We start from the raw sequence: 26,304 nt of genomic DNA on the forward strand, positions 1-26,304 counted from the left end.
ATGAAACTCAGCGCTCGCAATATTCTCCCCGGACGGGTGATTGCCGTCACCAAGGGAACGACGACAGCCCATGTCAAGATCGAGCTCGCGCCGGGCCTGGTCGTGTTTTCCGCGATCACCAACGAGGCCGTGGACGATCTCGCCCTGAAGGTGGGCGATACCGTCTCCGCCGTGATCAAGTCATCCGACGTGATGATCGGCAAGTAGGGCGACGTCCAGGCGCGCGGCGCGGGCCCGCGCGATGCGCGCGGACAGGTCCTGCCACCAGCCCTCGATTGCGCTTCGTTCGCACAGCAGGCTGGTCCCGATCCCGCCGGTAAAATCGTTCCAGGCCTCCAGGCATTTCTCCGGGACGGCCGTGAGCACGGGGATTCCGGCGGCAATGGCGTCGGCCAGCTCGTCGCGCAGGCCCTCGCCGGCGGCCTCCTGCTTGGAGAATTTGTTGATCACGACGAGATCGACGTCCGCCGCTATGGCGCGGGTGACGGCAACCGCTGCTTCGGCCAGTCCTGCAGCATCGAGCTTGCAGGCCATTGCGCCCGAGCCGAGCGGTTGGCAGATCGAAATCTCGCGCCCGGTCATGAGATCGATCGCCTGCATGCCGATCTGGCAGCCACTGCCGTCCTTGACGTTGCGCTGGACGACGCCACCGATCCGCTCGCCCGATCGCACCAGAGCTTCTGCGAAGTCGGCGAGCAGCGTGTCGACGTCGTCCTGAGAGCGGTAAAGAATCGCGGCGACGCGGTTCGGGTCGATGTCGTGGAAGTCGATGGGCATGGGGGCGATCCTCGTCCGTTTTCCTACGCTCTTCCGGTAAGGTGAGCAATCTCCGTGCCGATTGCTCAATTGGGCCGACGGTATCGGATGGAGGGTGTGCAGCGGCCCCGAGGCCACCACGCGGCCCTGCTCCATCAAGACCAGATGATCGGCAAAGCGCTCGATCTCCGACATGTCGTGGCTGATGTAAAACACCGGCAGCGAGAGCCGCTCGTGCAGGCGCTCGAGAAACGGCAGGATCTCGTCCTTGGTGGAGCGGTCGAGCGCGGCAAGCGGCTCGTCCATCAGCAGCAGCTTCGGTTGCGACAGCAGGGCGCGTCCGATCGCAACGCGTTGCCGTTCACCGCCGGAGAGGCGATATGGCGAGCGGTCGAGCAGGGCGGCAAGACCGAGCAGTTCTACGACTTCGTCGAAGGCAATCTGCGCGCTTGCGCTCCTCGGCGCGCCGAACAGCAGATTTCGGCGGACGGACAGGTGCGGGAACAGGCTCGCCTCCTGGAACACGTAGCCGATCGGGCGCAGATGCGCGGGCCGAAAGACCTGCTGGTTCTGCCAGACGTCACCGTCAACGGTGCAAAAGCCGTCGTCCATGTGTTGCAGGCCGGCGATGCAGCGAGCCACCGTGGTCTTGCCGCAGCCCGACGGTCCGAAAATCGCTGTGACGCCGGTGGCGGGCAGGCTGAACGCAGCGTCGAGCGTGAAATTGCCGAGCCTGCCGCGAAACGTCGCGTTGATCCCGCCGCGTTCGGCTGCGCTCATGTTGCCGCCCTCGCGGCGCGCCTGTCGACGAGTGTCATGGTCAGGATCACCGCGAATGCGAAGATCACCATGAGGCCTGCGAGCATGCTCGCCTCGCGCCAGCGCGAGGTCTCGACGTAATCGAAGATCGCGACCGACAGCACCTTGGTACGGCCGGGAATGTTGCCGCCGATCATGAGCACGAGCCCGAACTCGCCGACCGTGTGCGCGAAGCCGAGGACGGCGCCGGTCAGGAAGCCGGGCCGCGCCAGTGGCACCGCGACGGTCCAGAACGCGCGCGACGGCGACGCGCGCAAGGTCGCTGCGACCTCGAGCGGTCGCTCACCGACGGCGGTGAAGGCGTTGCGTATCGGCTGCACCACGAAAGGCATCGAATAAACCACCGAGCCAATGACCAGGCCTTCGAAAGTGAAGGCGAGGGTCCGGCCGCCCCACAGCTGCGCGATCCATCCGCCGGGGCCGTCCGGGCCGAGCAGCACCAGGAGATAGAAGCCGAGCACGGTTGGCGGCAGTACCAGCGGAAGCGCGACCACGCTTGCGACGATCTCGGTCCACCAGCTCCTGGCATGTGCAAGCCACCAGGCGAGCGGTGTCGCCAGCACCAGAAGGATCGTGGTCGAGATCGTAGCGAGCTCGATCGTCAGCAGTACCGACTGGCGTATGTCCGCCGACCAGATCTCCATGCGCGTCAGCTCTGTCCATCCAGCACGTAACCGTATTTCTCGATGATGGCGCGCGCCTCGGGACTCCTGAGGAACGTGATGAACGCGCTGGCGGCGTCATTTCCTGAACCGGTCTTGAGAAGCACGGCGTCCTGGCGGATCGGATTGTAGAGCGCCTGCGGCACGATCCAGCGCGAGCCGGTCTCGCTGCCGGTCAATTGCGACAGCGCGACGAAGCCGAGCTCGGCGTTGCCGGTTTCGACGAACTGATAGGCCTGGGTGATGGTCGCGCCCTCGACCAGCTTCGGCTTCAGCTTGTCGTACAGATTCAGCGACTTCATGGCTTCTACGGCGGCAAGTCCATAAGGCGCGGCGGCTGGATTGCAGATCGAGAGCTTGGCGAAGGATGCCGTCTTCAGTGTCTCCTCGCCGGTCACGATTCCCGGTGACTTGCTCCACAGCACGAGCTTGCCGATCGCATAGGTGAAACGACTGCCCTCGACCGCAAGGCCGTCCTCGACGAGTTTCTTCGGCCGAGAATCGTCGGCAGACAGGAACACCTGGAACGGCGCGCCCTGCGTGATCTGGGTGTAGAACTGCCCGCTCGCCCCAAAACTCAACACCGCCTCGTGTCCGGTTTTCTGCTTGAAGACGGCGGCGATCTCCTTCGCTGCATCGGTGAAGTTGGCAGCCACGGCGACGTTGGTCTGCGCGGCGTGCGACGGCGCGGATCCGAGCAGCAGCCCTGCAACGACCGCAATCAAGCGAAGCAGTTTCATGATGAACTCCAGCGGCCGGCAATTGCTTCCATGCAGCCCGATTGCTGCAACGCGCCGACCACCTTGAGCTCAGCAATCGGCGTGCCGGATGCGCGGAGGCAATCTGGTGTGCGCCTTGCAGGAATGAACCTCGAAAACACGACTTTCCGCTGCTCGTAGCGGCGGGACCGATGATCCGTGTCGGGTTTCCGACAAGGTCGTCGGGAAGCCGACGCCAGCGAACGGAAGTACGACATGGCAACTGTTGCATCGCGTATCGACCTCGAGCGCCTGCTGGAGGACGATGTCCCTTATGGCGATCTGACCACCGAAGCGCTCGGGATCGGCGGCATGGAGGGCGTCATGCAGTTTGCCGCACGCGCGCCGATGGTACCGGCGCTCGTCGAGGATGCCGCCGCGATCATCGAGCTCGCCGGCTGCGAGGTGGAGCTGTTCGCCGCGTCCGGCGCGGCGCTTGAGAAGGGCGCGCCCATCCTTCAAGCGCGCGGTCCGGCTGCGGGCTTGTTGCGGAGCTGGAAGGTTGCACAGACCTTGATCGAGATCTGGTCGGGTGTAGCCAGCGAGACCCGCGCCATCGTCGACGCAGCGAGGGCGGTCGCGCCGGATATTCCGATTGCCTGCACGCGCAAGAACGTGCCGGGCACCAAGCGTTATGCCGTGGCGGCTGTGAAGGCCGGCGGGGCGGTGATGCATCGGCTCGGCCTCTCGGAGACGGTACTGGTCTTTCCCGAGCATCGTGCCTTCTTCAACGATCAGCCGCTGTTCCAGGCCGTCGAACGGCTGCGCCGGGCGGCGCCGGAGAAGAAGCTCGTGATCGAGGTGAAGACTGCTGATGCCGCACTTGCCGCGGCTGTTGCAGGCTTTGACGTGATCCAGGCCGAGAAGTTTTCGCCGGCCGAGATCGCCGCGTTGGTCAAGCGCGTGGCCATGATGGCGTATGCACGCGAACGTCCCATCATCGCCGCCGCTGGCGGCGTCAATGCGGCGAATGCCGCGGCCTATGCCGAGGCCGGCGCCGATATCCTGGTGACGTCATCGCCCTATCTGGCGAAACCGAAGGATGTCGAGGTGAAGATCGCGGCTGCTGGTGAAAGTGGACGTCAAGGACCGAAGACCAGCGGCGGCACGGTCGAATCGCCAACTGCCGCAATCGGTAGCGATCAACCCGCCTTCTGAAGCGATCTTGTAGCCATCGCCGGCGAGCAGCCGTGCAAACGAGGCCGAGATGCCGGCCCCGGCGCCGACAATCAAAGCGGTTTGGACATGAATGGATCCTCTTGATGCCCCAGGCGTCGGCCGCTTCGCGTGAAAGGATCGGTCGTATTCGCCTGGGCGATGCTATCTGCGGCAGAGCCGGAGATCCAACTCGTTCCCCGATTGGGCTTGAGGATGAGAATGCCGCGTCAAGTCGCGCTCGAACGCTTCAGTTGATCGAGGACGGGTAACACGTCCGACGGCTCCGGCCGGCGCGTATAGTCCGGATTGATTTCCGCATAGGCGATGACGCCGTCCTGCCCAATCACGTATCGCGCCGGCATCGGTAGCGTCCAACTATCCTCACCATTGAAGGCGACGAGGTCGGCCCCGAGCTGCTTATGGATCGCCTGCAGGTCTTCGGGCAGGTGCCAGCGGATTCCGAATTTCGCGGCCAGTTCGCCGCTCTTGTCGCCGACAATGGGAAATCCGAGCCGATTGCTGCGCTGAGACTTGCGACTGTTGGCGGCCGTCTGTTGTGACACGGCCAAGAGCAGCGCACCGCGCGCTTCGATGTCAGGTCGAACCTCCTCGAGCGCCTGAAGATCGAGATTGCAGAACGGGCACCAGGCGCCGCGATAGAATGTCAGGACGAGCGGACCGCTGGTCAGCAAATCCTGCGAAGACACGAGCTTGCCGTCCGGATCGGGCAGCGCAAAGACCGGGGCGCGGTCGCCGGCATGCAGAGCACGGCCAGCCTGACCTGAGGCGATCAATTCGTCGGTGACGCGGTGCATGACCGCCACGACGTCAGGCGGAGCCATTTCGGTTTCGAATTTTGTCTTGAGGGCATCCAATTTGTCTTGAAGGGACATCACTTTTTCCTCGGTTGCGACGCATCTGCGCCGGTGACGGGAAAGTGCTGTATCCAAATCGAAGGCGATAGACGGAGAATATGGCTTTGAGTTATTCATCATAGCCATGAATGATCATCTCTCTTCGTTGCGTCTGTTCGTTCGCGTCGCCCGGCGGGGGAGCTTCTCGGCTGGAGGCCGCGAACTGAACATCCCTCAGCCGACGGTTTCCCGCATGATTGCGACCCTCGAGCGCAAGATGGGCGCAGCTCTGTTCACACGCACGACGCGCGCCGTCACCCTGACCGAGGCTGGCGCCGATTTTCTGGCACGGGTCGAACCGATCCTCAGCGCGCTCGACGATGCCGAATACGCGGTGCGCGGGACCGGCGAATTGCGCGGCGTTTTACGCGTCGGCCTTTCATCCACCTTCGCGATCCGGGAGATCGCGCCGCGCCTTCCAGTTTTCTTGGACAAGCATCCGGCGCTGCGGGTCGAGCTCGTGGCCGACGACATGCGGCAGAACTTCGTGAGTGAAAGCATCGATATCGGGCTGAGATTCGGGTCGCTTCCGGACTCGACGGCAGTGGCGCGTCGTATCGCGGCATGGCCACGCGTGATCGTCGCTTCGCCGGCCTATCTCGAACGGTTCGGCGTTCCCCAGACGCCCGCCGACCTCGCAGCACATTCCGTCATCGTGGGACCGTCCCGCCTCGGCCCCGCCTGGACGTTCCGCAAGAACGGCAAGGCGACGTCAGTGCGAGTGGGTGGCCGGCTGACGGCGACCGTCAATGAGGTCGCGACAGCAGCAGCAGTTGCCGGCCTCGGACTGACCTCGATGGCGAGCGTCGGTTGCCGAGGCGAGATCAAGAACGGCTCCCTCGTTCGGGTGTTAGCCGACTGGGATATGGGGTCGGTCGAACTGCATGCCGTGTTTCCGGACGGCAGAGGCGCCAAACCCTCCGCAAGGACCTTCGCCGATTTCCTTGTCGCCGAATCCGCCACATGGACGGCTGTCTAGGCTAGTACCCGCGTCCCTCGCCTTGCTGGAATTACAACAAAATTTCGACGATATAAGAGCTCGCGCTTTTATTCTGAAGGGCGCGCCATTTTGCAATTCACGCTCCAGAGCAAATACGGGGTTGATCCGTATTTCCGACCAGCGGCGGACCAGGCCTGTGACATCAACGCCACGCGCCGCAAAATAAGCCGCGCCTTACCTGCGTGATCCTGCCGCAGCGATTGATCTCCGCAACCTGATGCGATTGCATGGTCTCGATGCGAGATCGGGGGATTTCATGGGGCGGGGTGCGCTGCGCGATCCCGCGGGGTAGGATGCTGTTCGGCTCCGACTGGATGATGATCACGCCGGACCGCCGGCTTGCCGATTTTGGCAAGACCGACATCCACGAGGAGATCAGGCCGAAGATGTTGAAGGCGAACGCGAGAGAGCTGCTGGGCCTATGACGAAGGAGAAGGTTTCGCGCAATCTCTTGATTGCGCGGCAGGCGGTGGCCGTTGCGACGGCCTTCTTTCTGCCGCTCTCTACCTCCGGCGAGGCGATCGCCGCATCGACCTTCGTGGTGCTCGCGATCGCAACCCTCGACCTTCAGCGCTTTACCACAACGGCACGCCGCCCGGCCGCATGGCTTCCGGCCGCGCTGTTCGCGTTGATCCTGATTGGCGTGACCTGGTCGAGCGAACCCCTCCCCGTCGCATTCAAATGGGTTGGCCCTTACGTCAAGCTGCTGCTCATTCCGATCGTGATGGCAACTGCCTTCAGCCGCAAGGATGGCCTTCAGATCGCCTTCGGGTTTCTCGCCGCCTGCACGATCCTGCTGGTGCTGTCATGGGCTTCCGTGATCTGGCCAAGCGGACCATGGGGGTGGTTCAAGGTGCCGGGCGTACCGGTCAAGGACAACGCCGTGCAGAGCGGCGAATTCGCGCTGTGCGCCTTTGGTCTCGCCTATGCGGGCCTGCTGCTTTGGGGTGAAAATCGCACGCGCGCCATCCTGGCCTTGTCACTGGCAGCGTTGTTCTTCGCCAACGTCATGATCATCTTCATCTCCAAGACCGGCATCCTGATGGCCGCCGCGCTGCTCGCGTTGCTACTGCTGGAAACCCAGGGTTGGCGACGCGGCTTGCTGTTCGCCGTTCCGGCGGCACTTGTCATCGTGATCGCGCTTTCGTTCTCTCCCTCCGCCCAACTCCGGTTCAAGCAGTTCCTCGCCGGCGCAGAGCCTTTGCACGAGAACCACGATAATTTTTCGACCGTGGCGCGACTCTATTTCTGGGAGCAGTCGAGACAACTCATTGCGAGCGCGCCCGTTCTCGGCCACGGCACCGGCAGCATCGCGGGGCTGTACCGGAGCCTCGACCAGTCGAAGACGTTTGGCGACGTTCCGGACCCGCACAATCAGTTTCTGCACACCACGTTGCAAACCGGCCTCGTCGGAGGCGCCCTCCTCATCGCAATGTGGGTGGCGCATCTCGCGCTGTTCTGGGGAAGCGGTCCGCTCCGGGCGATGGGATTGGCAATCATCGTCCAGAACGTCCTGGGGTCCCTGTTCAACAGCCATCTTTCAACCGTGACGCAAGGCACGCTCTACTGCCTCGGTGTCGGCCTGGTCGGCGCGTTGATCCTGGGCGCGCGGCTGCCCGTCTCCCCCGCCAAGCACGCCACCGATGGCGTCGTCACGAAATCCATCGGTGCAGCCAGCGCTTGAGGTGACGCCTCGAGAGTTTCTGAAACGTGAACTGGATCCGCAGCCGGGTCTGACTGTGATTCTTGCACGCGAGCGAGCTTCTGAACGCACCGTTGAGGCTGCCCTGCTCGGCCAGCGGCGGTTCGGTCCAGAGAAAGGGAATACCCATCGCGGGGTCGCCGCGATTGAAGGCAATGTCGATCGGCTCGTGCATGGGGTGCCGGGCGATCCAATCGAGACGCGCGGCAGCCTCTGGCGCGCCCAGGACGTAAGCCTCCATGTTGCGGACGCGATTGCCGGCATAGACGCTCTGGTCCGGTTTCAACTGTGCGGCGGGCGTGTAGAAATTGGTGGCCGCACCAAGGTGAAGAATGCGCGGCCGGGGCCAGCGTTCGGCCTCCGCCAACACCCTGCGAAGGCGCGCGATGAAATCGGGGACAAGCTGCGCATCATCTTCGAAGATCAGGGCGAGGTCGTGCTGCTGCTTACATATCCGCTGCATTGCGACAATGTGTTTTAGCGCGCAGGATTTCTGCCGGATCGAGAGCGGAGCTCCCTTTGCAAAATAGAGCGCATCGACCTCCGGTGTGATCTCGTCGACCTCAAAGTCCAAAATCCATTCGAACGGGATTCCAACACGGTCGAGCTCGTGCCGAATATGTCCGGCGCGCTCGGGCAACGACTTCGAATGAATGACATATGCAGGCAGCATGGAAATCCGAAGCGGCTTAAGCTAAATAAAGTATCAGGCTATCAAATGATCCAATGACGGATCAACTGTCGTGTTTCCCCCCTGGGAATTCCAGCCTTGTTTCTGGCGCCGTGGGTCGGATTCCCGCCGCCGTCGCCTGCGAAAGGACAATGTCCTCCGCCCGGCAGGGGTCTGGTAGACAGCGCGCCCACCAGTTAAGAAGCGGTCGGCAGGAACAATCAGCATTGACCAGAGGGTGCGCGCAACTGCTTCCCGAGGAAGGACGACCAGTCGCCCTTGCCGCGGCTTGATCACGAGAACAGGTTCGAGCTTGACTGAAGCGAGCCACGAGGTGGAGATGGCGGGAGTGAAGGTCCGGAATGGTCTGCGGTCGCTCGGCGCCGTCGCGATCGTGACGATCGTGACCCTGGCCCTGCTCGAAATCGCTCTTCGCGTGGCCAATTTCCGCGAACTGCGGGACGGCGTCAGCGAGCGCTCGCTGAGCTACCGATACGATGCCGAACTCGGATGGATGCCGGTCCCCGGCTCGAGCGCGGACGTGACCAACGCCCGCACGGTCCACGTCAAGCACAACAGCCTCGGCCTGCGCGACGACCAGTTCGTGCTCGACGGTAAGCCGACCATCATGTTCCTCGGGGATTCCTTCGTGTGGGGCCTGGATGCCGAGGCGGACGAGCGGTTCACCGAGTTGCTGAAGCCACGCATCGCGAACGACAAGATTCTCGCCGCAGGCGTGTCCGGCTTCGGCACGGACCAGGAATATCTGCTGCTGCAGAGGTTATGGCCGGAGGTCAAGCCGGCAATCGTCGTCCTGATCTTCTGCACGGGCAACGATCGCGACGATAACAGCACGAACATCGTCTACGAGGGCTACCAAAAGCCCTATTTCGAGAGGACGGCGGACGGCTCGCTCGCATTGCGGGGGCAGCCGGTCCCCAAGTCCCGCCTGCAGGCCATCAAGGAGGATTGGTGGGTTCGCAATTCCTGGCTGGTCCGGCTTGCGAATGCCGTCTATCTGAAGCTTCGGTATCCGAAGATCACCGTGCCCGATCCGACGGATCGGCTGGTCGACATGATCCGCGACTATGTCGAATCGCACGGGGCCAAATTCCTCGTCGGCATGCAGACCACGGACGCCGACCTCGTCCGTCATCTGGAAGCCGAGCACGTCCCGTTCGTGACCTTCGACGGGGCCGGGGCTTATCCGGGTCTGGGCACAGGCGAACATTGGACGCCGGAAGGACACAAACTCGTCGCCGAGCGGCTCCTGGGCCTGTTGCAGGCCAATCATGTGATCGAGCAAGCGCCGCCCGCCATGGGTGCGGCAGGGGCGCGTCCCTAAGCTACCTGTCTGTCACGCTCCAGAAGCTCGTTCGACCTGCGCTAAGCCGCCAGGCCCTGCTTCTCATGCCCGATCAGACGGACGCAGTTGCGGCCTGCAGCCTTGGCGTCATAGAGCGCGATGTCGGCTTCTGCGAACAGTTCGACGATCCGCCGGCGGTGCGGGCGGCCGATCAGGGCAGCTCCGATCGAGGCGCCGACCTCGAGGCGAAGACCGTTCCAGAACAGCGGGCGGCTCAGCATCATGACGGTCTTTTGCAGCACGCGTGCGATCCGCGCGGGGTCGGTCGGCGCGCGCAGGATGATCGCGAATTCGTCGCCGCCGAGCCGGCCGACCAGCCCGGCATTGTGAAAAGCGCGCCGTAAACGCTGAGCGACCTCGCACAGGCATGCGTCGCCGGCCAGATGGCCGAACGTATCGTTGAGCTTCTTGAAGCCGTCGAGGTCGATCAGAACGAGCGCCGAGGCGAAGCCATGGTTCAGGTTGTCGTTGATGATGTCGCGATAGTAGGCCTGAAAAATAGAGCGATTGGCGAGCCCGGTCAGCGGATCGGTTTCGGCTTGCTGCCGCAGGCTCTCGATCGCCTGTCGGTCGGAGGTGACGTCCTGCTTGCAGCCGAAGATGCGCAGCGGCCGTCCGCCCTCCCGCACCGCGTTGATCGAAAGGCGCATCCAGCGCTTTTCGCCCTGCCAGGTTCTGATCTCGGTATCGAGCGTGACAGGCGCGCCGCTCCGGATCACCTCGGCGCGCGCGAGCTCCATGTGGCGCCTGGATTCGTCGATGTAGAGGTCGACGATGTCGGCGCGCCGCAGCGGGTTGCTCTCGGGATAGCCGAAGATGTCGTAGACGCCCCGGGTCCAGCTCAGGCGCTCGGTCTCGAGCTCGCATTCCCAGGCGCCGATGCCCGCGGCAGTCAGGGCCTGATCATAGAGGCGTACGCGAACCTCGTCCGGCAAGGTCGAGGCAGCATGGTGTTCTGTCATCGACGATCCGGCAGCCTGTCGCGATTTTGCCCAGAGACTGAAAGAAGTCCTTAAAGGCTAGGGCTGCTGTGTTAACGAATCCTGTATGTCCGGAGGAGCAGGCGCAGGGAACCACGAACATTTGCCGGCGACGGGCGATATTCGCGCCCGATCTCAATGTCCGAATGCGGCGGCCCGCGCCCGCAATTCGTCCCGCACGCGATCAACAACACTCTCATAGTCGCGGCTCTCGGTCTGTCGGAACAGCCGCACGCTCGGATACCAGGGGCTATCGGCGCGATCGAGCAGCCAGCGGTAGTCGGGTGTCCAGGGCAGCAGGATCCAGGTCGGGCGGCCGAGGGCGCCGGCGAGATGCGCCACGCTGGTGTCGACGGTGATCACGAGGTCGAGACAGCAGATCAAGGCGGCGGTATCCGTGAAGTCGGTGAGATCAGCCGTGAGGTCGACGATGTCGCTTCGCTCCCGCAGCACTGCCGCGTCATGTGGGCGCGGGGCCTTCTGCAGGCTGACAAAGTCGGCATCGACATCGAGGATGCGGGACAGCGTCCGCAGCGGAATCGAGCGCGTCTCGTCATTCACGTGGGAGGGATCGCCGGACCAGACCAGGCCGACCCGCAGCCTGGTGCGAGCACCAACACGTTTCTCCCAGGCCTGAACAAGGCTGCTGGCCGGCGGGGGCAGATACGGTCCTGACGGAATCGTATCGAGACGGGTCTTGAAGGCGAGCGGAAGGCTGGAGATCGGGCAGTGCAGATCGAACGCCGGTAGCCGGCCCATCGCCGACATCGGCACGCAGTGAGAGATGCCGGTCAAGTCTGACATCAGCCGATGCAGCGGGTCCTGGACTGCAAGAAGCACTCGCGCACCACGCGCGGCCAGCAGGGGGATGTAGCGGGCGAAGTGAATGGTGTCGCCCAATCCCTCGTCTGCGGCGATCAGGATCGTCTTTTCCTCGACGCTTTCCTCGCCGAGCCACATCGGTTGCGGAAACCGCGGATATTTTGCCGAAGGCAGTTTCGCGCGGGCCTGGTGTCCGCGCCAGCCGGCTTCGAAATTGCCGGTCAGGAGATGGGCCAGCGACACATTCCACTTCGTCACCTCATTGCTCAGCCCGAGCGATGTCATGCGATCGGACAGCGCGAACAGCTCGTCGAAGCGATGCAGGTGGAACAGCGCGACCAGCCTGTTGTCGAAGGCATCGGCAAAGCGCGGTTGAATCTCGATGGCTTTTTCGAACCACGCCAGCGCCTCTTCGTTGCGACGAAGCCGTCGTAGCGCAAGACCGAGATTGTTGCAGACCTCGGCATTATCAGGGCCGAGCTGGTGCGCCCGCATTCCGTCGGCGGCGGATTCCTCGAACCGTTTCAGGCAGTAGCGAACCCAAGCGCGGGTCCGCAGCGTCGGAGCGTGGTCCGGAAACAGCCTGTCGCCGAGATCAAGCTGCGCCAGTGCCTCTTCGTTCCGTCCGAGCTTATGGAGGAGAATCCCGCTCTTATACAGCGCGTCGTGATGATGAGGATTGAGCTTCAGCGCCTGTTGAAAGCTTTGCAGGGCTTGATCGAGCCGAGCAAGCTGAACGAAGATCTCGCCACGCTGGCACCACAAGCCGGCGTCGTCACGCCGAAGCTGGATCGCCTTGTCGAGGACGTCCAGGGCCTCATCGCAGCGCCCATGCTGCTGCAGGACTTTTGCGAAGCTCGCGAGATATTCGGGCTTGGGTGCGCGCCGGATCGCGCGGACGATCCATTCCAGGGCGTCGTTGTATTGCCTGGCCTCCAGATGCAGCAGCCCCATGAGATGCTGGGCGTCGGTGTGCCCCGCATCGATGGTGAGGGCCTGCTGGGTGCAGGCGCGCGCGTCGAGGGGCCGTCCCGCCCTGAAATGCGCAAGGCCCGCTTCGCAGAAGGCGGCTGCTGTGCTCATTGCTGCTCGGTCCCATCAATGGCGAATGGCCGCCTCGATGGCGGCAACTGATGATTCGACCTGAGCAGCGGGAGATTGCGTGAGGCTTGCCGCGCTTTGGAGCGAGCTAGCCGTTGAGATCGGCCACAGGCAAAGCCGGCGCACCGCCAGGTGCGAGCACCTGACCTGCGGCAACTTTCTTCCGCCGCCGCAGCCTGTCCAGGATCAGATACATCGCCGGCGTCGAGTACAGCGTGAACAGCTGCGCGACGACGAGGCCACCCATGATGGTGATGCCGAGCGGCTGGCGGATCTCGAAGCCCGGACCGGTGCCGAAGGCGATCGGCACGGCACTCAGGAATGCGGCCAGCATCGTCATGGTGATCGGCCGCGCCCGCAATCGTGCTGCGAGCAGGATGGCGTCGTGCGCGTTGAGGCCGCGATTCCGCTCCGCATCGAGGGCATAGTCGACCATCATGATGGCATTCTTCATCACCATGCCGACCAGCAGGATGCAGGCGATGGTGGTTACCAGCGTGAACTGCGTACCCGTCGCCCACAGCGCAACCAGCGCGCCGAAGGCGGTCGGCGGCAAGGTCGAGAGAATGGTCAGCGGATGGGCATAGCTCTCATAGAGCATGCCGAGCGCGAGGTAGATCGCGATCAGGGCGGCCCCGAACAACGCCGCCTGTTTGACGATCGACTTGTCGGCTTCCTTGGCCTCGCCGCGGAATTCCGCCTTGATGTCATCAGGCAGCTTTGCTTCGGCCTCCTCCTTGCGGATCGAGGCGATCGCGTCGGCGATCGAGGTGCCGGGCTTGATGTCGAAGAAGATCGTCGCGGCCGGAAACTGGGCGCTGTGACGGACCCACATTGCGGCGTGCGCGCGCTGCGGCTTGGTCAAGGCTGTCAGCGGCACCGCCTTGCCGCTGGCGCTCGGCACATAGATCTGGCTCATGGAGTCGGGGCCGCTCGCAGCCTCCGGCTCGACCTCGAAGATCACACGCGCATAGTTGGTTGGCAGGAACAGAAGATTGACCTGACGCTGGCCGAAGGCGTCGTTGAGCGTGTTGTCGACCGCGACGGGCGTGACGCCGAGCATCGCGGCGCGAACGCGGTCGATGGTGAGGCCAGCCTGCAGGCCGCCGGTCTCCCAGCTCGCGATGACGTCGATGATATCAGGAATGCCGCGGACGCGGCGGATCATGTTTTCCGCGGCGCGTATCACTTCCGCTTCGTCGATACCCCACATCGTATATTGAAAACGCGACCCGCCGGACTGGACGCCGAGATTGAGATCCTGCAGCGGCACGAAGAACACCCGGACGCCGTCAATTCGGTTCATGCGCTCGCGCAATCGCGTGATGACCTGCTGGATCGACAACTTGCGCACGTCAGGCGGCTTCAGCGCGACCAGCATCTGCCCGACGCTGAGCGCGTTGCCATTGCCCTCGCCGATATAGGATGTCAGGCCGGAGATCGCGGGATCCCCGAGGATGGCCTCGCCGACGGCCCGTTGCCGGTCTTCCATGGACAGAAACGAGATGTTCGACGGAGCCACGGTCCGCACGAACATCACGCCAGTGTCCTGGGTCGGCATGAAACCCTTCGGCAGGTGCAGATAGAGCCAGACGCTGGCCCCTGTGAGGGCTGTGATCATCAGCGCGGTGAGAAAGCGGTGGCGCAGCGTCCAGTCGAGACTGCGGGCATAGTAGGTGCGGTGTCCGGGATCCGCATCGGGATCGTGCAGCCGCTGCCGGCCGCGATCGAGCAGATGTCCGCACATCATCGGCGTCAGCGTCAGCGAGATCACCGCCGACGACACGATGGCGACCACCAGCGTCACGCCGAACTCGCGAAAATAGCGCCCGACCACGTCGGGCATGAACAGGATCGGGATCAGCGCCGCGATCAGGGCGACGGTGATGGCGACGACCGTGAACGCCATCTGCCTGCTACCGTTGATGGCGGCCTGCAGGGCCGGTTCCCCTTCGGACATCCGGCGGATGATGTTCTCGATCATGACGATGGCGTCGTCGACGACGAAACCGGCGGCGATGGTCAGCGCCATCAGCGACAGATTGTCCAGGCTGAAGCCGCACAAATTCATCACGAACAGCGTGGCCGCCAGCGAGACCGGAATCGTGACGCTCGGGATCATGGTGGCCCAAAACCGCCGCAGGAACAGCGCGATGACGAGCACGACGAGCGCCGATGCGATCACCAGCGTGAGCTTGACGTCGTTCACGGCGGCCCGGATCAGCGTGGTGCGGTCATAGATCGTATGCAGCTTGATGCCCGGTGGCAGCCAGTGCTGGATTTCCGGCAGCTCGGCCTTGATGGCATCGACGGTCTCGACGATGTTGGCGTCCGATTGCTTGTAGATGAACAACACGACGCCGCGCTCGGTGCCGTACCAGCCGGCGAGGCGGTTGTTGATGACGCTGTCGGTGACCGACGCGACGTCGCCGAGGCGTACAGGGGCGCCGTTGCGCCAGGCCAGTACGATATCGCGATAGTCGACAGCCTGGAGCAATTGGTCGTTGGCTCCGATGGTGAGGCGCTGGCCATCGACGGAGATCGCGCCCTTGGGCAGGTTCTGCGATGCATTGAGGACGGCGACGCGCGCCGCTTCCAGCGACAGATTCATCGCGGCGAGCCGCGCCGGCGACACCTGGATGCGTACCGCACTTCGCTCAGCGCCGGTGACGTTGATCCGCGCGACGCCGGGCAGTTGCGACAGCTTTGGCGAGATGACGCCGTCGGCAAGGCTGTAGACCTCGCCGGGCGTGAACACGTCGCTGGTCAGAGCAAGCGCCACGACGGCGAAGCCCGCCGGGTTCGCCTTCCAATAGGTCGGCGGCCAGGGTCCTTTGGGCAGGTTGGGTCCTGCCGAATTGATGGCGGCCTGCACCGCGCCGGCGGCGGCATCGAGATCAACCGAGAGCTCGAACTGTACCGTGATGCTGGTGCCGCCCATGGCGCTGAAGGAGGTGATTTCCGACACGCCGGGGATCAGCGCCAGCGTGGTTTCGAGTGGCTGCGACAGCGCATTCGCGACCGTCGTCGGGCTTGCGCCCGGGAATGGTGCGTAGATTCCAATCGTGGGCCGCTCCACGGCCGGCACCGAGGCGATCGGCAGACGGACATAGGCGACGCAACCGAGCAGGAACACGCCGATCATCAGCAGCGTCGTCGCCACCGGCCGCAGCACGAATTGCGCGGTGATGCTCACGGCGCGGGCCGTTCGGCCTGCGGCAGCGCGGCCGGATCATCGGGGGAAGCGGATCGCCAACCGAACCGCGTGCGCAGCGAGGCGAACGCCAGATAGACGACCGGCGTCGTATAGAGCGTGAGCACCTGGGAGACGACCAGGCCGCCGACGATGGCGATGCCGAGCGGCTGGCGCAGCTCGGAGCCGGTGCCCGAGCCGATCGCGAGCGGCAGCGCACCGAACAGCGCAGCCATCGTCGTCATCATGATCGGGCGGAAGCGAAGGATGCAGGCCTGCCGGATCGCATCGAACGAGGACGCGCCGTCCTCGCGTTCGGCGGCGAGCGCGAAGTCCACCATCATGATGGCGTTCTTCTTGACGATGCCGATGAGGAGGATGATGCCGATCAGCGAGATCAAATTGAGATCCTGCCGATACAGCATCAGCGCCAGCAAGGCACCGATGCCGGCGGACGGCAATGTCGACAGGATCGTGATCGGGTGGATGTAGCTCTCATAGAGCATGCCGAGGATCAAATAGACCGTCACGATCGCGGCCAGCAGCAGCCATTTCTCGTCTGCGAGCGAGTTGGCGAACTCGGCGGCGGTGCCGACCAGCTTGGTTGTGACCGCATCTGGCAATCCGATGTCGCGTTCGGTCTGCCGCAGCGCCTCCGTCGCATGGCTCAGCGAGACGCCGTCGGCCAGGTTGAACGAGATCGTTGTCGCCGGGAACAGGCCCTGGTGCGAGATCAGGAGCGGTGCGTGCTGCCGCTCGATCCGCGCAAAAGCCGACAGCGGCACCGGCGCGGAGGCTTTGCTGAAGGCGCCGCTGAAGCCGCTGGTCTGCTGATCGATGGTGCTGGCCTGGGCCGCGGCCGCGGTCAGATAGATCTTGCCCAGGATAGCTGGATCGTTGCGCAGGGCGGGATCGACTTCGAGGATCACGTGATACTGGGTGAGCGGGCCGAACACGGTCGCGATCTGGCGCTGGCCGAACGCGTCATACAGCGTCTGGTCGATCGTGTTCAGGCTGACGCCGTAGGTCGCCGCCAGCTGCCGGTCGACGGTGACGGACATCTGCAGGCCTTCGTCCTGGCGATCGTCGGCGACGTCGGCGAGCTCCGGCCGCTTGCGCAGTGCCTCGACCAGGCGACGGCTCCAGAGCCGCAGCTCGTCCTCGTCGAGATCCTGCAGCGCATATTGGTATTGCGTGCGCGAGACACGCGTTTCGATCTGCAGGTCTTGCGCAGGCTGCAGATGCAGCGTGATGCCGTGAACGCCCTCGACCGCGTGCTGCAGCCGCGCCATCACGGCGGCCGCGGACGATTTCCGTGCGTCGGGGCTGCCGATATCGATATAGAGCCGGCCGCTGTTCAGCGTCGTGTTGACGGACCCGATGCCGACGAAGCTGCCGACGGTCACGACGTCTGGATCGCGCGCGACAACAGCGGCGAGCTGCTGTTGTCGCTCGGCCATCGCCGCAAAGGAGATATCCTGGTCCGCGTCGGTGGTGCCGATCAACAGGCCCGTGTCCTGCAGCGGCAGAAACCCCTTGGGGATCGCGACATAGAGCACTCCGGTCGCGACCAGAGTGAGCAATGTGAAGGCCAGCGTGAGGTTGCGGTGCCTCAGCACCCAGTCGAGCCCCCACAGATAGAAGCTGGCGGAGGCGTCGAAGCCGCGCTCGCTGATGCGGTACAGCCACCCGTGCTGCGCATTGGGATCTTCATGCCGCAGCAGCTGCGCACACATCATCGGGGTCAGCGTCAGCGAGACCAGCCCGGAGATCACGACGGCGAAGGACAGCGTGATCGCGAATTCCCGGAACAGCCGGCCGACCACGCCGCCCATCAGCAGCAGCGGGATGAACACAGCGATCAGCGACACCGTCAGCGACACGATGGTAAAGCCGATCTGCCGCGCGCCCTTCAGGGCCGCTTCGAGCGGGTCCTCGCCGTCCTCGACATAGCGCGCGATGTTCTCGATCATCACGATGGCGTCGTCGACGACGAAGCCCGAGGCAATCGTCAGCGCCATCAGGGAGAGGTTGTCGAGGCTGAAGCCGCACAGCGCCATGGCGCCGAAGGTTGCGATCAGCGACACCGGCAGCGTCACGCTCGGGATCACGGTCGCCCACAGCTTGCGCAGGAAGATGAAGATCACCAGCACGACCAGCGCCACCGTCAGCACCAGCGTGAACTGCACGTCGTGGATCGCGGCCCGGATCGTCGTGGTGCGGTCGCTGACGACAGAGATCTTCAGCGCCGCCGGCAGCGAATCCTGCAGCTTCGGCAGGATGCTCTTGATGGCATCGACGACCTCGATCGTGTTCGCACCCGGCTGGCGCTGGATGTCCAGCAGCACGGCGCGCTCGCCCTGGAACCACGCCGCCTGCTCGGAATCCTCGACGCCGTCGATGGCGGTGCCGACATCGCGCAACAAGACCGGCGCGCCGTTGCGATAGGCGATCACCGCATCCTGATAGGCCTCCGCCGTGAAGAGCTGGTCGTTGGTGTCGACGTGAAACGCCTGCCTCGGACCGTCGAGCGAGCCCTTGGGATTGTCTGCAGTGGTGGCGGCGATGCCGCGGCGGACGTCGTCGAGCGACATGCCGAGCCCGGCAAGCCGGGTCGGGTTCATCTGTAGACGCACGGCCCGGGTCTGTCCGCCCTCGATGCTGACGGCGCCGACGCCCGGGATCTGCGACAGTTTCGGCACCAGGATGGTCGCGGCGTGATCATTGGCCTCGTGCAGCGGCATCGTCTTCGAGGTCAGCGCCAGGATCAACACCGGCGTATCGGCCGGATTGACCATGCGATAGGTCGGCGGGCTCGGCAGCAGCTCGACCGGAATCCACCCCGCAGCCGCATTGATCCGCGCCTGCACATCCTGCGCGGCCGCGTCGATCTTGCGGGAAAGATCGAATTGCAGCGTGATCTGGCTGTAGCCGTAGGAGCTGGTCGAGCTCATGTCCGTCAGCCCGGAGATCGTGCCGAAATAATGCTCCAGCGGCGCGGTGATCGAGGTTGCGACGACTGTCGCGGAGGCTCCGGGATAGCGCGTCACCACCTGGATGGTGGGAAAGTCGACATTCGGCAGCGGCGCAATGGGCAGCTCACGATAGCCGAGCATGCCCAGCAGCACGACCGCGACGATCATCAGCGTCGTTGCGATCGGCCGGAGGATGAAGGGCGCGGACATGGCGGACCTCAGTCAACGCGCGGCTCGGAGCGCGGCTGAGTGGTAGGCTGCGCTTTCGCGGTCGGCGTCTGGCCCTCGATCGTGATGCGGGCGCCATTCTCGAGCCGGTAATAGCCGTCAGTGACGACGCGCTCGCCCTTGGCGAGGCCCTTGTCGATCATGGCGCGTCCGTCAAAAATCTGCCCGACCGTGACGGGACGAAAGGCAGCCGTATCGTCCGCCTTCGCGACCCAGACGAAATCTCCGCGCGGCCCGTGCCGCACGGCGATCGCCGGCGCGGTGATGGCGTTCTTGCGCGTGTCGACCGTGATCCGCCCATTGGCGAAATTGCCCGGCCAGAGTTTCAGCGCCTTGTTGGGAAACATCGCCTTCAGCTTGATCGTGCCGCTGGCCTGATCGACCTGATTGTCGACCAGCGTGATCGTGCCCTTGTCGAGCTCGGTCGTGTTGTCGGCGGTCAGCGCGACCACCGGCGCCTCGGTCTGGCCGAGGCTGAGCCGGGTCTGGCCGACCGCAACCGCCGCGAGCGTGTAGATCACCGAGATCGGCTGCAATTGCGTGACGGTGACGATGGTCGCGGGCGACGACGCGCGGACATAATTGCCCTGATCGACCAGGCGGATGCCGAGCCGTCCGCTGATCGGCGCGCGGACATTGGTGAAGCCGAGCTGCGTGCGCGCATATTCGATCTGGGCGTCGTCGTTGCGGACCTGCGCCTTGTACTGCTCGACCAGCGCATGCTGCTGGTCCACGACCTGCCGCGAGATCGCGGCGGTCTTGATCAGGGCGTCGTAGCGCTCCATGTCGATCTGCGCGTTGTCGAGCAGCGCCTGGTCCTTCTGCCTGACCGCGATCTGCTGGTCGAGCTGGGCCTGGAAAGTGCGCGGGTCGATCACAGCGAGGACGTCGCCTTGTTTGACGTCCTGTCCCTCCTGGAAAAGGATCTGGACGATCTCGCCGTCGACCCGGCTCTGCACGTTGACGGTGTTGTAGGCCTGGATCGTGCCGATGCCGGTCAGGTAGATCGGCACGTCCTCCGCCTTGGCGGCGGCGACTTTTACGGCGACGGGCGGCCGTGGCGGAGGCGCGGCGGCGACACCTCGCTCGGCTTCCGCCGCCTGCATGAAGGGCAGCGCGAACGGAAGCTTGAGGTCCTTGATTTCATTCCTGAAATAGTAGGCCGCGGAGCCCGCAGGCAGCACCACCAGCGCGCCGATGAGGAGTTTTGCTGCGCGTTTCACGTTCAAACCCATCACCTGTGCCGGCCGCCGATGCCGAGCCTGACGTCCCGGAGCGGAACCTCCTTAGCACGAAGCAACCTGACGTTGACACAGGCAGGGCGCGATATGCTACGGTTCGTAACATTAGCACGCGTAGCACATCGAGATCAACGGCGCTGCCGTCGATGAATGTCCGATTTGCCGATGGATTTCGCCTGATAGCCCTACACGACCTCGACGGTCGCCGCGTCGAACTGGGTGCCGGCGCTGCGATGGCTGGCGAACATTTCGGCCGGCAGCTCCGTGACTTCGTTTTGCGCGGTGCCATCGAGCATCGCGCGGACGCGCTTGGATGAGGCCTTCAGCACATCAGGATCGAGCTTGCCGGAATCGACGCCGTCGATGATCGACCGGGCAAGGAAGCGGGCGCGCTCGGTGTCGGTCAGATGCGAGCAGATCATCAGCATGTCGTTGCCGGCAGCCATGAAGCGCGCGCCGGCGTCCGGCGCATCGAGCCGGCCGGCCATGGCGCGCATGCCGACGTCGTCGGACACGATGACGCCGTCGAACTTCATCGCCTCGCGGAGCAGCCCTTGCGTGATCGTGCGCGACAGCGTCACCGGATCGTTCGGATCGAGCTTCCGGTACAGGATGTGCGACGTCATCATCATCCCGATGCCGCCGGCGATCGCGGCGGCAAACGGCTTCAGCTCGCGCGCCTTGATCTGCTCGAGGTCGAGATCGAGCACCGGCAGTTCGTGGTGCGAATCCACCTGCGTATCGCCATGTCCCGGGAAATGCTTGCCGCAGGCCCGCACGCCGCGGCGCTCCATCGCCCTTGTGAACGGCAGCGTCGCCTTGATCACGTCGTCGGCGGTACGGCCGAAGGCGCGCTCGCCGATCACAGGGTTGGCGGGGTTAGAGTGAATGTCGAGATCAGGCGCGAAGTTGAGATTGCAGCCGAGCGAGGCGAGCTCGACGCCCATGGCGTCGCCGACCTGCTCCGAGGTTCCGGCCCAGCGCGCCGCATAGGAAAAGCGCGTGATCGGCGCCGGCGTCCGGCACACGCGCCCGCCTTCGTGATCGATCGCGATGAATTGTTTCTCGCGCTGCGAGGCATCGCGGATCGCCGCGATCAGGTCGCGGTGAACAGACAGCCAGTCGCGATAGGGCAGGTCGTGGCGGAAATTGCTCTTGTAGAGGATGACGCCGGCGGGCCGGAGATCCCGCAGCAGCGCGCGGTCGCGGTCATCGAGGACGCTGGTCGGCTTCAGGCCAATGAAGAAATGGTCACCGACCGTTGCAAGGAGGGAATCGCTCATTCGCCGGGGTCGCCATAGGTGGTTGGGTTGATTGCGATGGAGCTGGACGCAACGCGAACTCTTGAGCTCCGGTGCGGGCCTTCGTGCGGCCCGCTTCGCCACGACAGTATTTCAAATTCCTTAACGAAATCAATCGCCAAATCGGCAACTATGGTCGCGGCTCACCTGCCGACCGTGACCCAAGCCTGCGCCTTCTTGCGCCATTCCGCATCGAAGCGAGCCGGAATGTCCTTCGCCGCATCCCGCGCGAGAAGCTGATCGATGGCGGATGTGCTAATCCCTCGAATATCAGGAATCTCGGCATAGCCGAGATTGGCGAGCCGTTTGGCGAAGGGCGGATGAGTCGAGTCGGGCTCGTGCTCGCGCGTCAGGCCGGCCGTAGCGGCGGCAGCGATCGGCTCCGGCGCCCAGATGTCCGCGAGCTGCTTGAAGATGCGCTCAAAGGGTGGAGGTGGCGCGTTGATCGCCCCCAGCATCTCCGTTTCCAGAGGTTTGTAGACGAGATCGGCGAGGCGTGTTCCGCACGCTTCCATTAGCACCAGGGCACGCGCCGCTTCCGTGCGTCCAACCCGCTCGGTCGAGCTGAGATCGGCATGAAGCTCGTTTTCTCGCGACAGCGCGCGATATTCCCGTTCGAGCCATTCGAGAAGGGAATGGAGCAGCACGCGCAGAATGCGGCCGGTGATGGTCCACTCCGGATTGGCATAGAGAAAGACGTTCTCGGAGGCCGCGATGAAGTCTGCGAGGTTGATGCACCCCGAGGTGTGTCGAAGCTCGGCATGCGCGACCTCATGGGCAATGACAGCTCGAACCGCGGGCTCGTCGAGGACGATCAGCATCGGCAAGCCGACCGTCATGGTGACGTGCTGCCCGAACAGTCCGGCGTAGCGGCTCACTTCGCCGATCGAGGCATTGAAATCGGTGTTGATCAGCAATGTGCGCCGTGACCGCGCGAAGTTTCGATCCAGCTCCGTCCACATCGCCCAAAGACCCGGAGCGGTCTCTACGTTGGCCTCAAATTCGCGATGTTTCCGCGAGGGCAGCAGAAGGAGGCCGATCGCGAGGGCCGACGCGCCCAGAACTATCGAGAACACGATGGGTGCCGTGACCAGCGCGGTGATCGTGTAGCGATCCATGGCCATCAGCCAGACGGCCAGGATCACGCAGGCCAGTGCTACGACCGGAAGCACCGCATAGCGGCCAAGGCGCAGGATGATGTTCAGGACGAAACGGCTTGTCCGCGCCTTGATCGTGGAGCGATCCAGCTCACGCGCCACAAGCGACGCTGTTTTGATGCAGGTTGGCGACGTCAGCGCGGCCCTGGCCTTCCGTCACCTGGATCAGCGTGACCGCGCCGGGCGTTATGATTCCCATCTGCGGCTGGGCGGAAAGATAGGTGGTGCTGCCGGCGCGCAGATCGACGCTCACCTTCTCGCTTCCCTGCCCGAACAAATTGGTGCTCAGCGGCAGATTGTTGACGGCGACCTCATGGCGGCCCGGAGGCAGATCGCAGGACAGGAACCCCGCGGCCTGGCTGCCGCCAATCACGCGTCCGTCGACGGCGTAGTTGGGCATCACCGCAAATCCCAGCGACGACGAGCGGTAGATGACGAGCCGTGAGCCGCTCGGCTTGACGTTATCAGTCAGGGCGACGTTGCCCGCTGGACCCGATGCACACCCGGAAAGAAACGCTGCGACGACAAGAATTCCCAGAACCCCACCACGCATTCCAGCCCCTGATCTTCCAATATCCCCGCGTCATCATTGTCGGGGTGGTGACCGAAGTCAACCACGACCCCCGGTCGAATGACGGAAGGTCGTGGCGATCTCACGCGAGGATGAGCGCAGCGCTCACGCTGCAGCGAGCTGCGGCTGCACCGGCCGCCGGCCGATCATCAGCGACAGTACGGCCGCCACGATCCCGGTTGCACCCGCGATCATGAAGGCCTGCATGTAATCGCCCTGTGACGACCGCATGAAGCCGGCGAAGAACGCGGCGCAGGCGGCGCCGAGCTGATGGCCGGCAACGACCCAACCGAAGATCAGCGGCGCGTTCTTGTCGCCGAAGGCCTCGTTGGCGATGCGCACGGTCGGCGGCACGGTCGCGATCCAGTCGAGGCCATAGAACACGGCGAACACCGACAGGCTGACCAAGGAGAAATCCGAGTAGGGCAAATAGATCAGCGACAGCCCGCGCAGGCCGTAATAGAGAAACAGCAGCTTGCGCGGATCGAAACGGTCGGTGAGCCAGCCCGACAGTGTGGTGCCGAACAGGTCGAAGAAGCCCATCAGCGCCAGCAGGCTCGCGGCCTGCACTTCGAAAATGCCGTGATCACCGCAGAACGCGATCAGGTGGGTGCCGACGAGGCCGTTGGTGGTGAAGCCGCAGATGAAGAAGGTCGCGAACAGGAACCAGAAGGTCGGCGTCTGTGCCGCGCGGACGAGGTTGCCGATCGCCGCCACGAACGGATTTCCCAGCGCGGGCGCTGCCGGCTGATCGTCATGCGGGCTGCCATAGGAGCGCAGACCGATCGCGGCGGGCCGCTCCGGCACCAGGAAATACACCAGCGGGATCAGCGCCGCGCAGCATGCGGCGACCGTCAGCACCACCGGCTTCCAGCCGCCATATTCGACCAGCGAGGCAAGACCCGGCATGAAAATGAGAGTGCCGGTGGCGGTGCTCGCCGTCAGCAGCCCCATGACCAGGCCGCGATTGGTGGTGAACCAGCGATTGACGATGGTGGCGCCGAGCACGTTGGCGACCGCGCCCGAGCCGATGCCCGAGAGCAGTCCCCAGCTCATGAACAATTGCCACGGCGCGGTCATGAAATAGCTCATGGCCGTCGAGACCGACATCAGCATGAGCGCGCCGAGCACGGTGCGGCGGATGCCGAAGCGCTGCATCACGGCCGCGGCGAAGGGACCGGCGAGGCCGTAAAGGAAAATACCGACGGCAGCCGAGGACGAGATCACGCTGACGTCCCAGCCGAAGGCTTTCTGCAGCGGCAGCATCAGCACGCCCGGCGTCGCGCGCAGGCCGGCGGAGGAGAGCAGCGCCATGAAGATCACGGCGACGACGACGAAGGCGTATCTCTGGCCGAACGGCCGCCGGGAGACAGGGGAGGATTGAATGGAGGAAGGGGGCATGTTACTTACCGGTACGTATGGGGTGCAGTATTAGTACGTACCGGTCAGTAACATTGTCAAGCCCGTTCGAGAGGCAACCGAGCCAGATGCCGAAGAAAGCCGAAAAACCCGCCGAGGCCCCACTCCGCGCTGCGGACCGCATTCGCGCCTCCGCCAGCGAATTGTTTTATCGCGAGGGCATCCGCGCCGTCGGCGTCGACGAGGTGGTGGATCGCGCCGGCGTGACAAAACCGAGCCTCTATCGCAGCTTCGCCTCCAAGGACGATCTCGCCGCCGCCTATTTGCGCGACTACGATCTGACCTTCTGGGAAAATTTCGAACGCCCCGGCGGCAAGACCTACAGCAATGCGCGCGATCACGTGCTTGCCTATATCGGCCAGCTCGCGCCGCGCGCCGTCGCCAAGGGCTATCGCGGCTGCGGCCTCAGCAACGCCGCGGTGGAATATCCCGCGCGCGACAATCCCGCGCGCCAGGTCGCCGAAGCCCACAAGAAGGTCTTCCGCAAACGCCTGCGCGAGCTCGCCGCCCAAATGGGCGCGCGCCAGCCGAACGTGCTCGGCGATGCGCTCTTGCTCCTGATTGAAGGTATCTACGTCACCGGCCAGCAATCCGAAGACGGCCCCGCGCAGTCGGCGCTCGCAGCCGCGAAGCTATTGATCGATGCGAGCGTGAAGGCGGGCTGAGGGGGCACTGCGGCCCCCGTGGCGTTTCTGCTGGCGCAAGACCTCGTCCTAATTGTCATCGCCCTGTCATTCGCGCTCTATTGATTGCGGCTCCTTTCGCCGCGTATCCCTAGAGGCTGACATGAATCCGATTGACACGATTTCGTCCGACCGCCGGTCGATCCTGAAGGGCCTTGCGGCCGCAGCCGTCACGTCCTTGGCGGCGCCGGCCATGGCCGCGGAGAGCCTGCCGGCGCCGCCGACCGGAACGGCCGCTGCAATCGCCACCGACAAGGCCTATTGGTCCGCCGTGAAGGGCCTCTATGCCGTCACGCCCGACATCGTCAATTTCGAGAACGGCTATTGGGGCATCATGCCCGAGCCGGTCAGGCGCGAGTTCATCCGTCAGTCCGACATGGTCAATTTCCAGAACACCTATTACGCGCGGCAGCGCGTCGGCGCGGATTTCGAGGCCGTGCGCGCGAAAGTCGCGGAGGCGGTGGGGGCTGCGCCCGACGAAATTGCGCTCACCCGCGGCGCGACGGAGGCGCTGCAGCTCCTCATCGGCGGCTACAACAGGCTGAAGCCCGGTGACAGCGTGCTCTATGCCGACCTCGACTATGATTCGATGCAATATGCGATGAATTCGCTGAAGGCGCGCCGCGGCGTCGACGTGGTCAAGTTCGACATCCCGGAGCCTGCCACCCGCCAGGCGGTGCTCGACGCCTATGCCCGTGCCATCGAGGCGAACCCGAAGGCGAGGCTTCTGCTGCTGACCCTGGCTGTGTGAAAAGCCACGAGTCGGCTACGATTCCTCCGTTTCCTGATGGAGGACACGGATGGGACGCTTCGTTGAAGGCGCGGACA

General features: G+C 64.2%; 21 protein-coding genes and 1 pseudogene. 8 read left to right on the plus strand and 14 right to left on the minus strand.

The annotated features are described in order from the left end of the window. Positions 1 to 207, plus strand: coding sequence for a TOBE domain-containing protein (locus tag M2427_RS35815; RefSeq protein WP_061026950.1), 207 nt, complete (start codon positions 1 to 3; stop codon positions 205 to 207). On the opposite strand, the gene modC is transcribed toward M2427_RS35815, so the two are convergent. Genes modC through modA form a run of 3 tightly spaced genes read right to left on the minus strand, consistent with a single transcriptional unit; the run spans position 181 to position 2,977 of the window. Then, the gene (gene modC / locus M2427_RS35820; protein WP_280711513.1) at positions 181 to 1,536 is read right to left on the minus strand and encodes a molybdenum ABC transporter ATP-binding protein; all 1,356 of its coding nucleotides are present in this window, start codon (positions 1,534 to 1,536) and stop codon (positions 181 to 183) included. The two genes, M2427_RS35815 and modC, sit on opposite strands and share 27 nt — an antisense overlap. Beyond that, on the minus strand, positions 1,533 to 2,219 hold the full coding sequence (gene modB, locus M2427_RS35825) for a molybdate ABC transporter permease subunit (RefSeq protein WP_280711514.1): 687 nt from the start codon (positions 2,217 to 2,219) through the stop codon (positions 1,533 to 1,535). The genes modC and modB overlap by 4 nt, the downstream gene beginning before the upstream one ends. A 5-nt stretch (positions 2,220 to 2,224) precedes the next feature. After that, a complete protein-coding gene (gene modA / locus M2427_RS35830) occupies positions 2,225 to 2,977 on the minus strand; it encodes a molybdate ABC transporter substrate-binding protein (protein WP_280711515.1) in 753 nt (250 codons plus the stop codon). A gap of 234 nt (positions 2,978 to 3,211) precedes the next feature. On the opposite strand from modA, the gene modD reads away from it, so the two are divergent. Further along, positions 3,212 to 4,153, plus strand: a complete 942-nt coding sequence (gene modD, locus M2427_RS35835; RefSeq protein ID WP_280711516.1) for a ModD protein — start codon at positions 3,212 to 3,214, stop codon at positions 4,151 to 4,153. Positions 4,154 to 4,380: 227 nt separating this feature from the next. Here modD and M2427_RS35840 read toward each other — a convergent pair whose 3' ends face one another. Continuing rightward, the gene (locus tag M2427_RS35840; RefSeq protein ID WP_280711517.1) at positions 4,381 to 5,046 is read right to left on the minus strand and encodes a peroxiredoxin-like family protein; all 666 of its coding nucleotides are present in this window, start codon (positions 5,044 to 5,046) and stop codon (positions 4,381 to 4,383) included. A gap of 106 nt (positions 5,047 to 5,152) precedes the next feature. On the opposite strand from M2427_RS35840, the gene M2427_RS35845 reads away from it, so the two are divergent. The 3 genes and pseudogenes from M2427_RS35845 to M2427_RS35855 all read left to right on the plus strand — a co-directional run bounded on the left by M2427_RS35845 (position 5,153) and on the right by M2427_RS35855 (position 7,751). Then, entirely contained in the window at positions 5,153 to 6,046 is an 894-nt protein-coding gene (locus M2427_RS35845; protein WP_280711518.1) for a LysR family transcriptional regulator, read from the plus strand. 296 nt (positions 6,047 to 6,342) lie between these two features. Then, positions 6,343 to 6,492 (plus strand): annotated as a pseudogene (locus M2427_RS35850) (amidohydrolase family protein); the annotation flags it as partial. Then, complete coding sequence (locus tag M2427_RS35855) at positions 6,489 to 7,751, plus strand: O-antigen ligase family protein (RefSeq protein WP_280711520.1); 1,263 nt, start codon at positions 6,489 to 6,491, stop codon at positions 7,749 to 7,751. The pseudogene M2427_RS35850 and the gene M2427_RS35855, both read left to right, overlap by 4 nt. Here the strand turns inward: M2427_RS35855 and M2427_RS35860 are convergent. Further along, positions 7,720 to 8,442 carry a glycosyltransferase family 25 protein gene (locus tag M2427_RS35860; RefSeq protein ID WP_280711521.1) on the minus strand — a complete coding sequence of 241 codons (723 nt, stop codon included), beginning with the start codon at positions 8,440 to 8,442 and terminating at the stop codon, positions 7,720 to 7,722. The two genes, M2427_RS35855 and M2427_RS35860, sit on opposite strands and share 32 nt — an antisense overlap. Positions 8,443 to 8,779: 337 nt before the next feature. Here M2427_RS35860 and M2427_RS35865 point away from each other — a divergent pair, with 337 nt between their 5' ends. Beyond that, positions 8,780 to 9,784 (plus strand): SGNH/GDSL hydrolase family protein, encoded by a 1,005-nt coding sequence (locus tag M2427_RS35865; RefSeq protein WP_280711522.1) that lies wholly within the window; start codon positions 8,780 to 8,782, stop codon positions 9,782 to 9,784. Positions 9,785 to 9,825: 41 nt separating this feature from the next. On the opposite strand, the gene M2427_RS35870 is transcribed toward M2427_RS35865, so the two are convergent. From M2427_RS35870 to M2427_RS35910, 9 genes are all read right to left on the minus strand, one after another. Then, on the minus strand, positions 9,826 to 10,767 hold the full coding sequence (locus M2427_RS35870; protein ID WP_280711523.1) for a sensor domain-containing diguanylate cyclase: 942 nt from the start codon (positions 10,765 to 10,767) through the stop codon (positions 9,826 to 9,828). A 153-nt stretch (positions 10,768 to 10,920) separates the two neighbouring features. Further along, on the minus strand, positions 10,921 to 12,690 hold the full coding sequence (locus M2427_RS35875; RefSeq protein WP_280711524.1) for a tetratricopeptide repeat protein: 1,770 nt from the start codon (positions 12,688 to 12,690) through the stop codon (positions 10,921 to 10,923). A 106-nt stretch (positions 12,691 to 12,796) separates the two neighbouring features. Then, positions 12,797 to 15,904: an efflux RND transporter permease subunit gene (locus M2427_RS35880; protein ID WP_280711525.1), complete on the minus strand. Its 3,108-nt coding sequence runs from the start codon at positions 15,902 to 15,904 to the stop codon at positions 12,797 to 12,799. Next, a complete protein-coding gene (locus tag M2427_RS35885) occupies positions 15,901 to 19,086 on the minus strand; it encodes an efflux RND transporter permease subunit (RefSeq protein WP_280711526.1) in 3,186 nt (1,061 codons plus the stop codon). The genes M2427_RS35880 and M2427_RS35885 overlap by 4 nt, the downstream gene beginning before the upstream one ends. Before the next feature lie 8 nt (positions 19,087 to 19,094). Beyond that, positions 19,095 to 20,327 (minus strand): efflux RND transporter periplasmic adaptor subunit, encoded by a 1,233-nt coding sequence (locus M2427_RS35890; RefSeq protein ID WP_280711539.1) that lies wholly within the window; start codon positions 20,325 to 20,327, stop codon positions 19,095 to 19,097. A 203-nt stretch (positions 20,328 to 20,530) separates the two neighbouring features. Continuing rightward, the gene (locus tag M2427_RS35895) at positions 20,531 to 21,628 is read right to left on the minus strand and encodes a glycoside hydrolase family 3 N-terminal domain-containing protein (RefSeq protein WP_280711527.1); all 1,098 of its coding nucleotides are present in this window, start codon (positions 21,626 to 21,628) and stop codon (positions 20,531 to 20,533) included. Positions 21,629 to 21,789: 161 nt separating this feature from the next. Then, the gene (locus M2427_RS35900) at positions 21,790 to 22,905 is read right to left on the minus strand and encodes a M48 family metallopeptidase (RefSeq protein ID WP_280711528.1); all 1,116 of its coding nucleotides are present in this window, start codon (positions 22,903 to 22,905) and stop codon (positions 21,790 to 21,792) included. Beyond that, positions 22,895 to 23,356, minus strand: a complete 462-nt coding sequence (locus tag M2427_RS35905; protein ID WP_280711529.1) for a DUF2846 domain-containing protein — start codon at positions 23,354 to 23,356, stop codon at positions 22,895 to 22,897. Before M2427_RS35905 ends, M2427_RS35900 begins: the two co-directional genes overlap by 11 nt. Positions 23,357 to 23,479: 123 nt before the next feature. Next, entirely contained in the window at positions 23,480 to 24,775 is a 1,296-nt protein-coding gene (locus tag M2427_RS35910) for an MFS transporter (RefSeq protein ID WP_280711530.1), read from the minus strand. Positions 24,776 to 24,861: 86 nt separating this feature from the next. Between M2427_RS35910 and M2427_RS35915 the strand changes: the two genes are divergently transcribed. Next, positions 24,862 to 25,458: a TetR/AcrR family transcriptional regulator gene (locus tag M2427_RS35915; protein ID WP_280711531.1), complete on the plus strand. Its 597-nt coding sequence runs from the start codon at positions 24,862 to 24,864 to the stop codon at positions 25,456 to 25,458. A gap of 121 nt (positions 25,459 to 25,579) precedes the next feature. Then, positions 25,580 to 26,227, plus strand: coding sequence for an aminotransferase class V-fold PLP-dependent enzyme (locus M2427_RS35920; RefSeq protein ID WP_280711532.1), 648 nt, complete (start codon positions 25,580 to 25,582; stop codon positions 26,225 to 26,227). Positions 26,228 to 26,304: the final 77 nt, after the last annotated feature.

Source organism: Bradyrhizobium sp. BR13661, assembly GCF_029892425.1.
GTDB lineage: Bacteria > Pseudomonadota > Alphaproteobacteria > Rhizobiales > Xanthobacteraceae > Bradyrhizobium.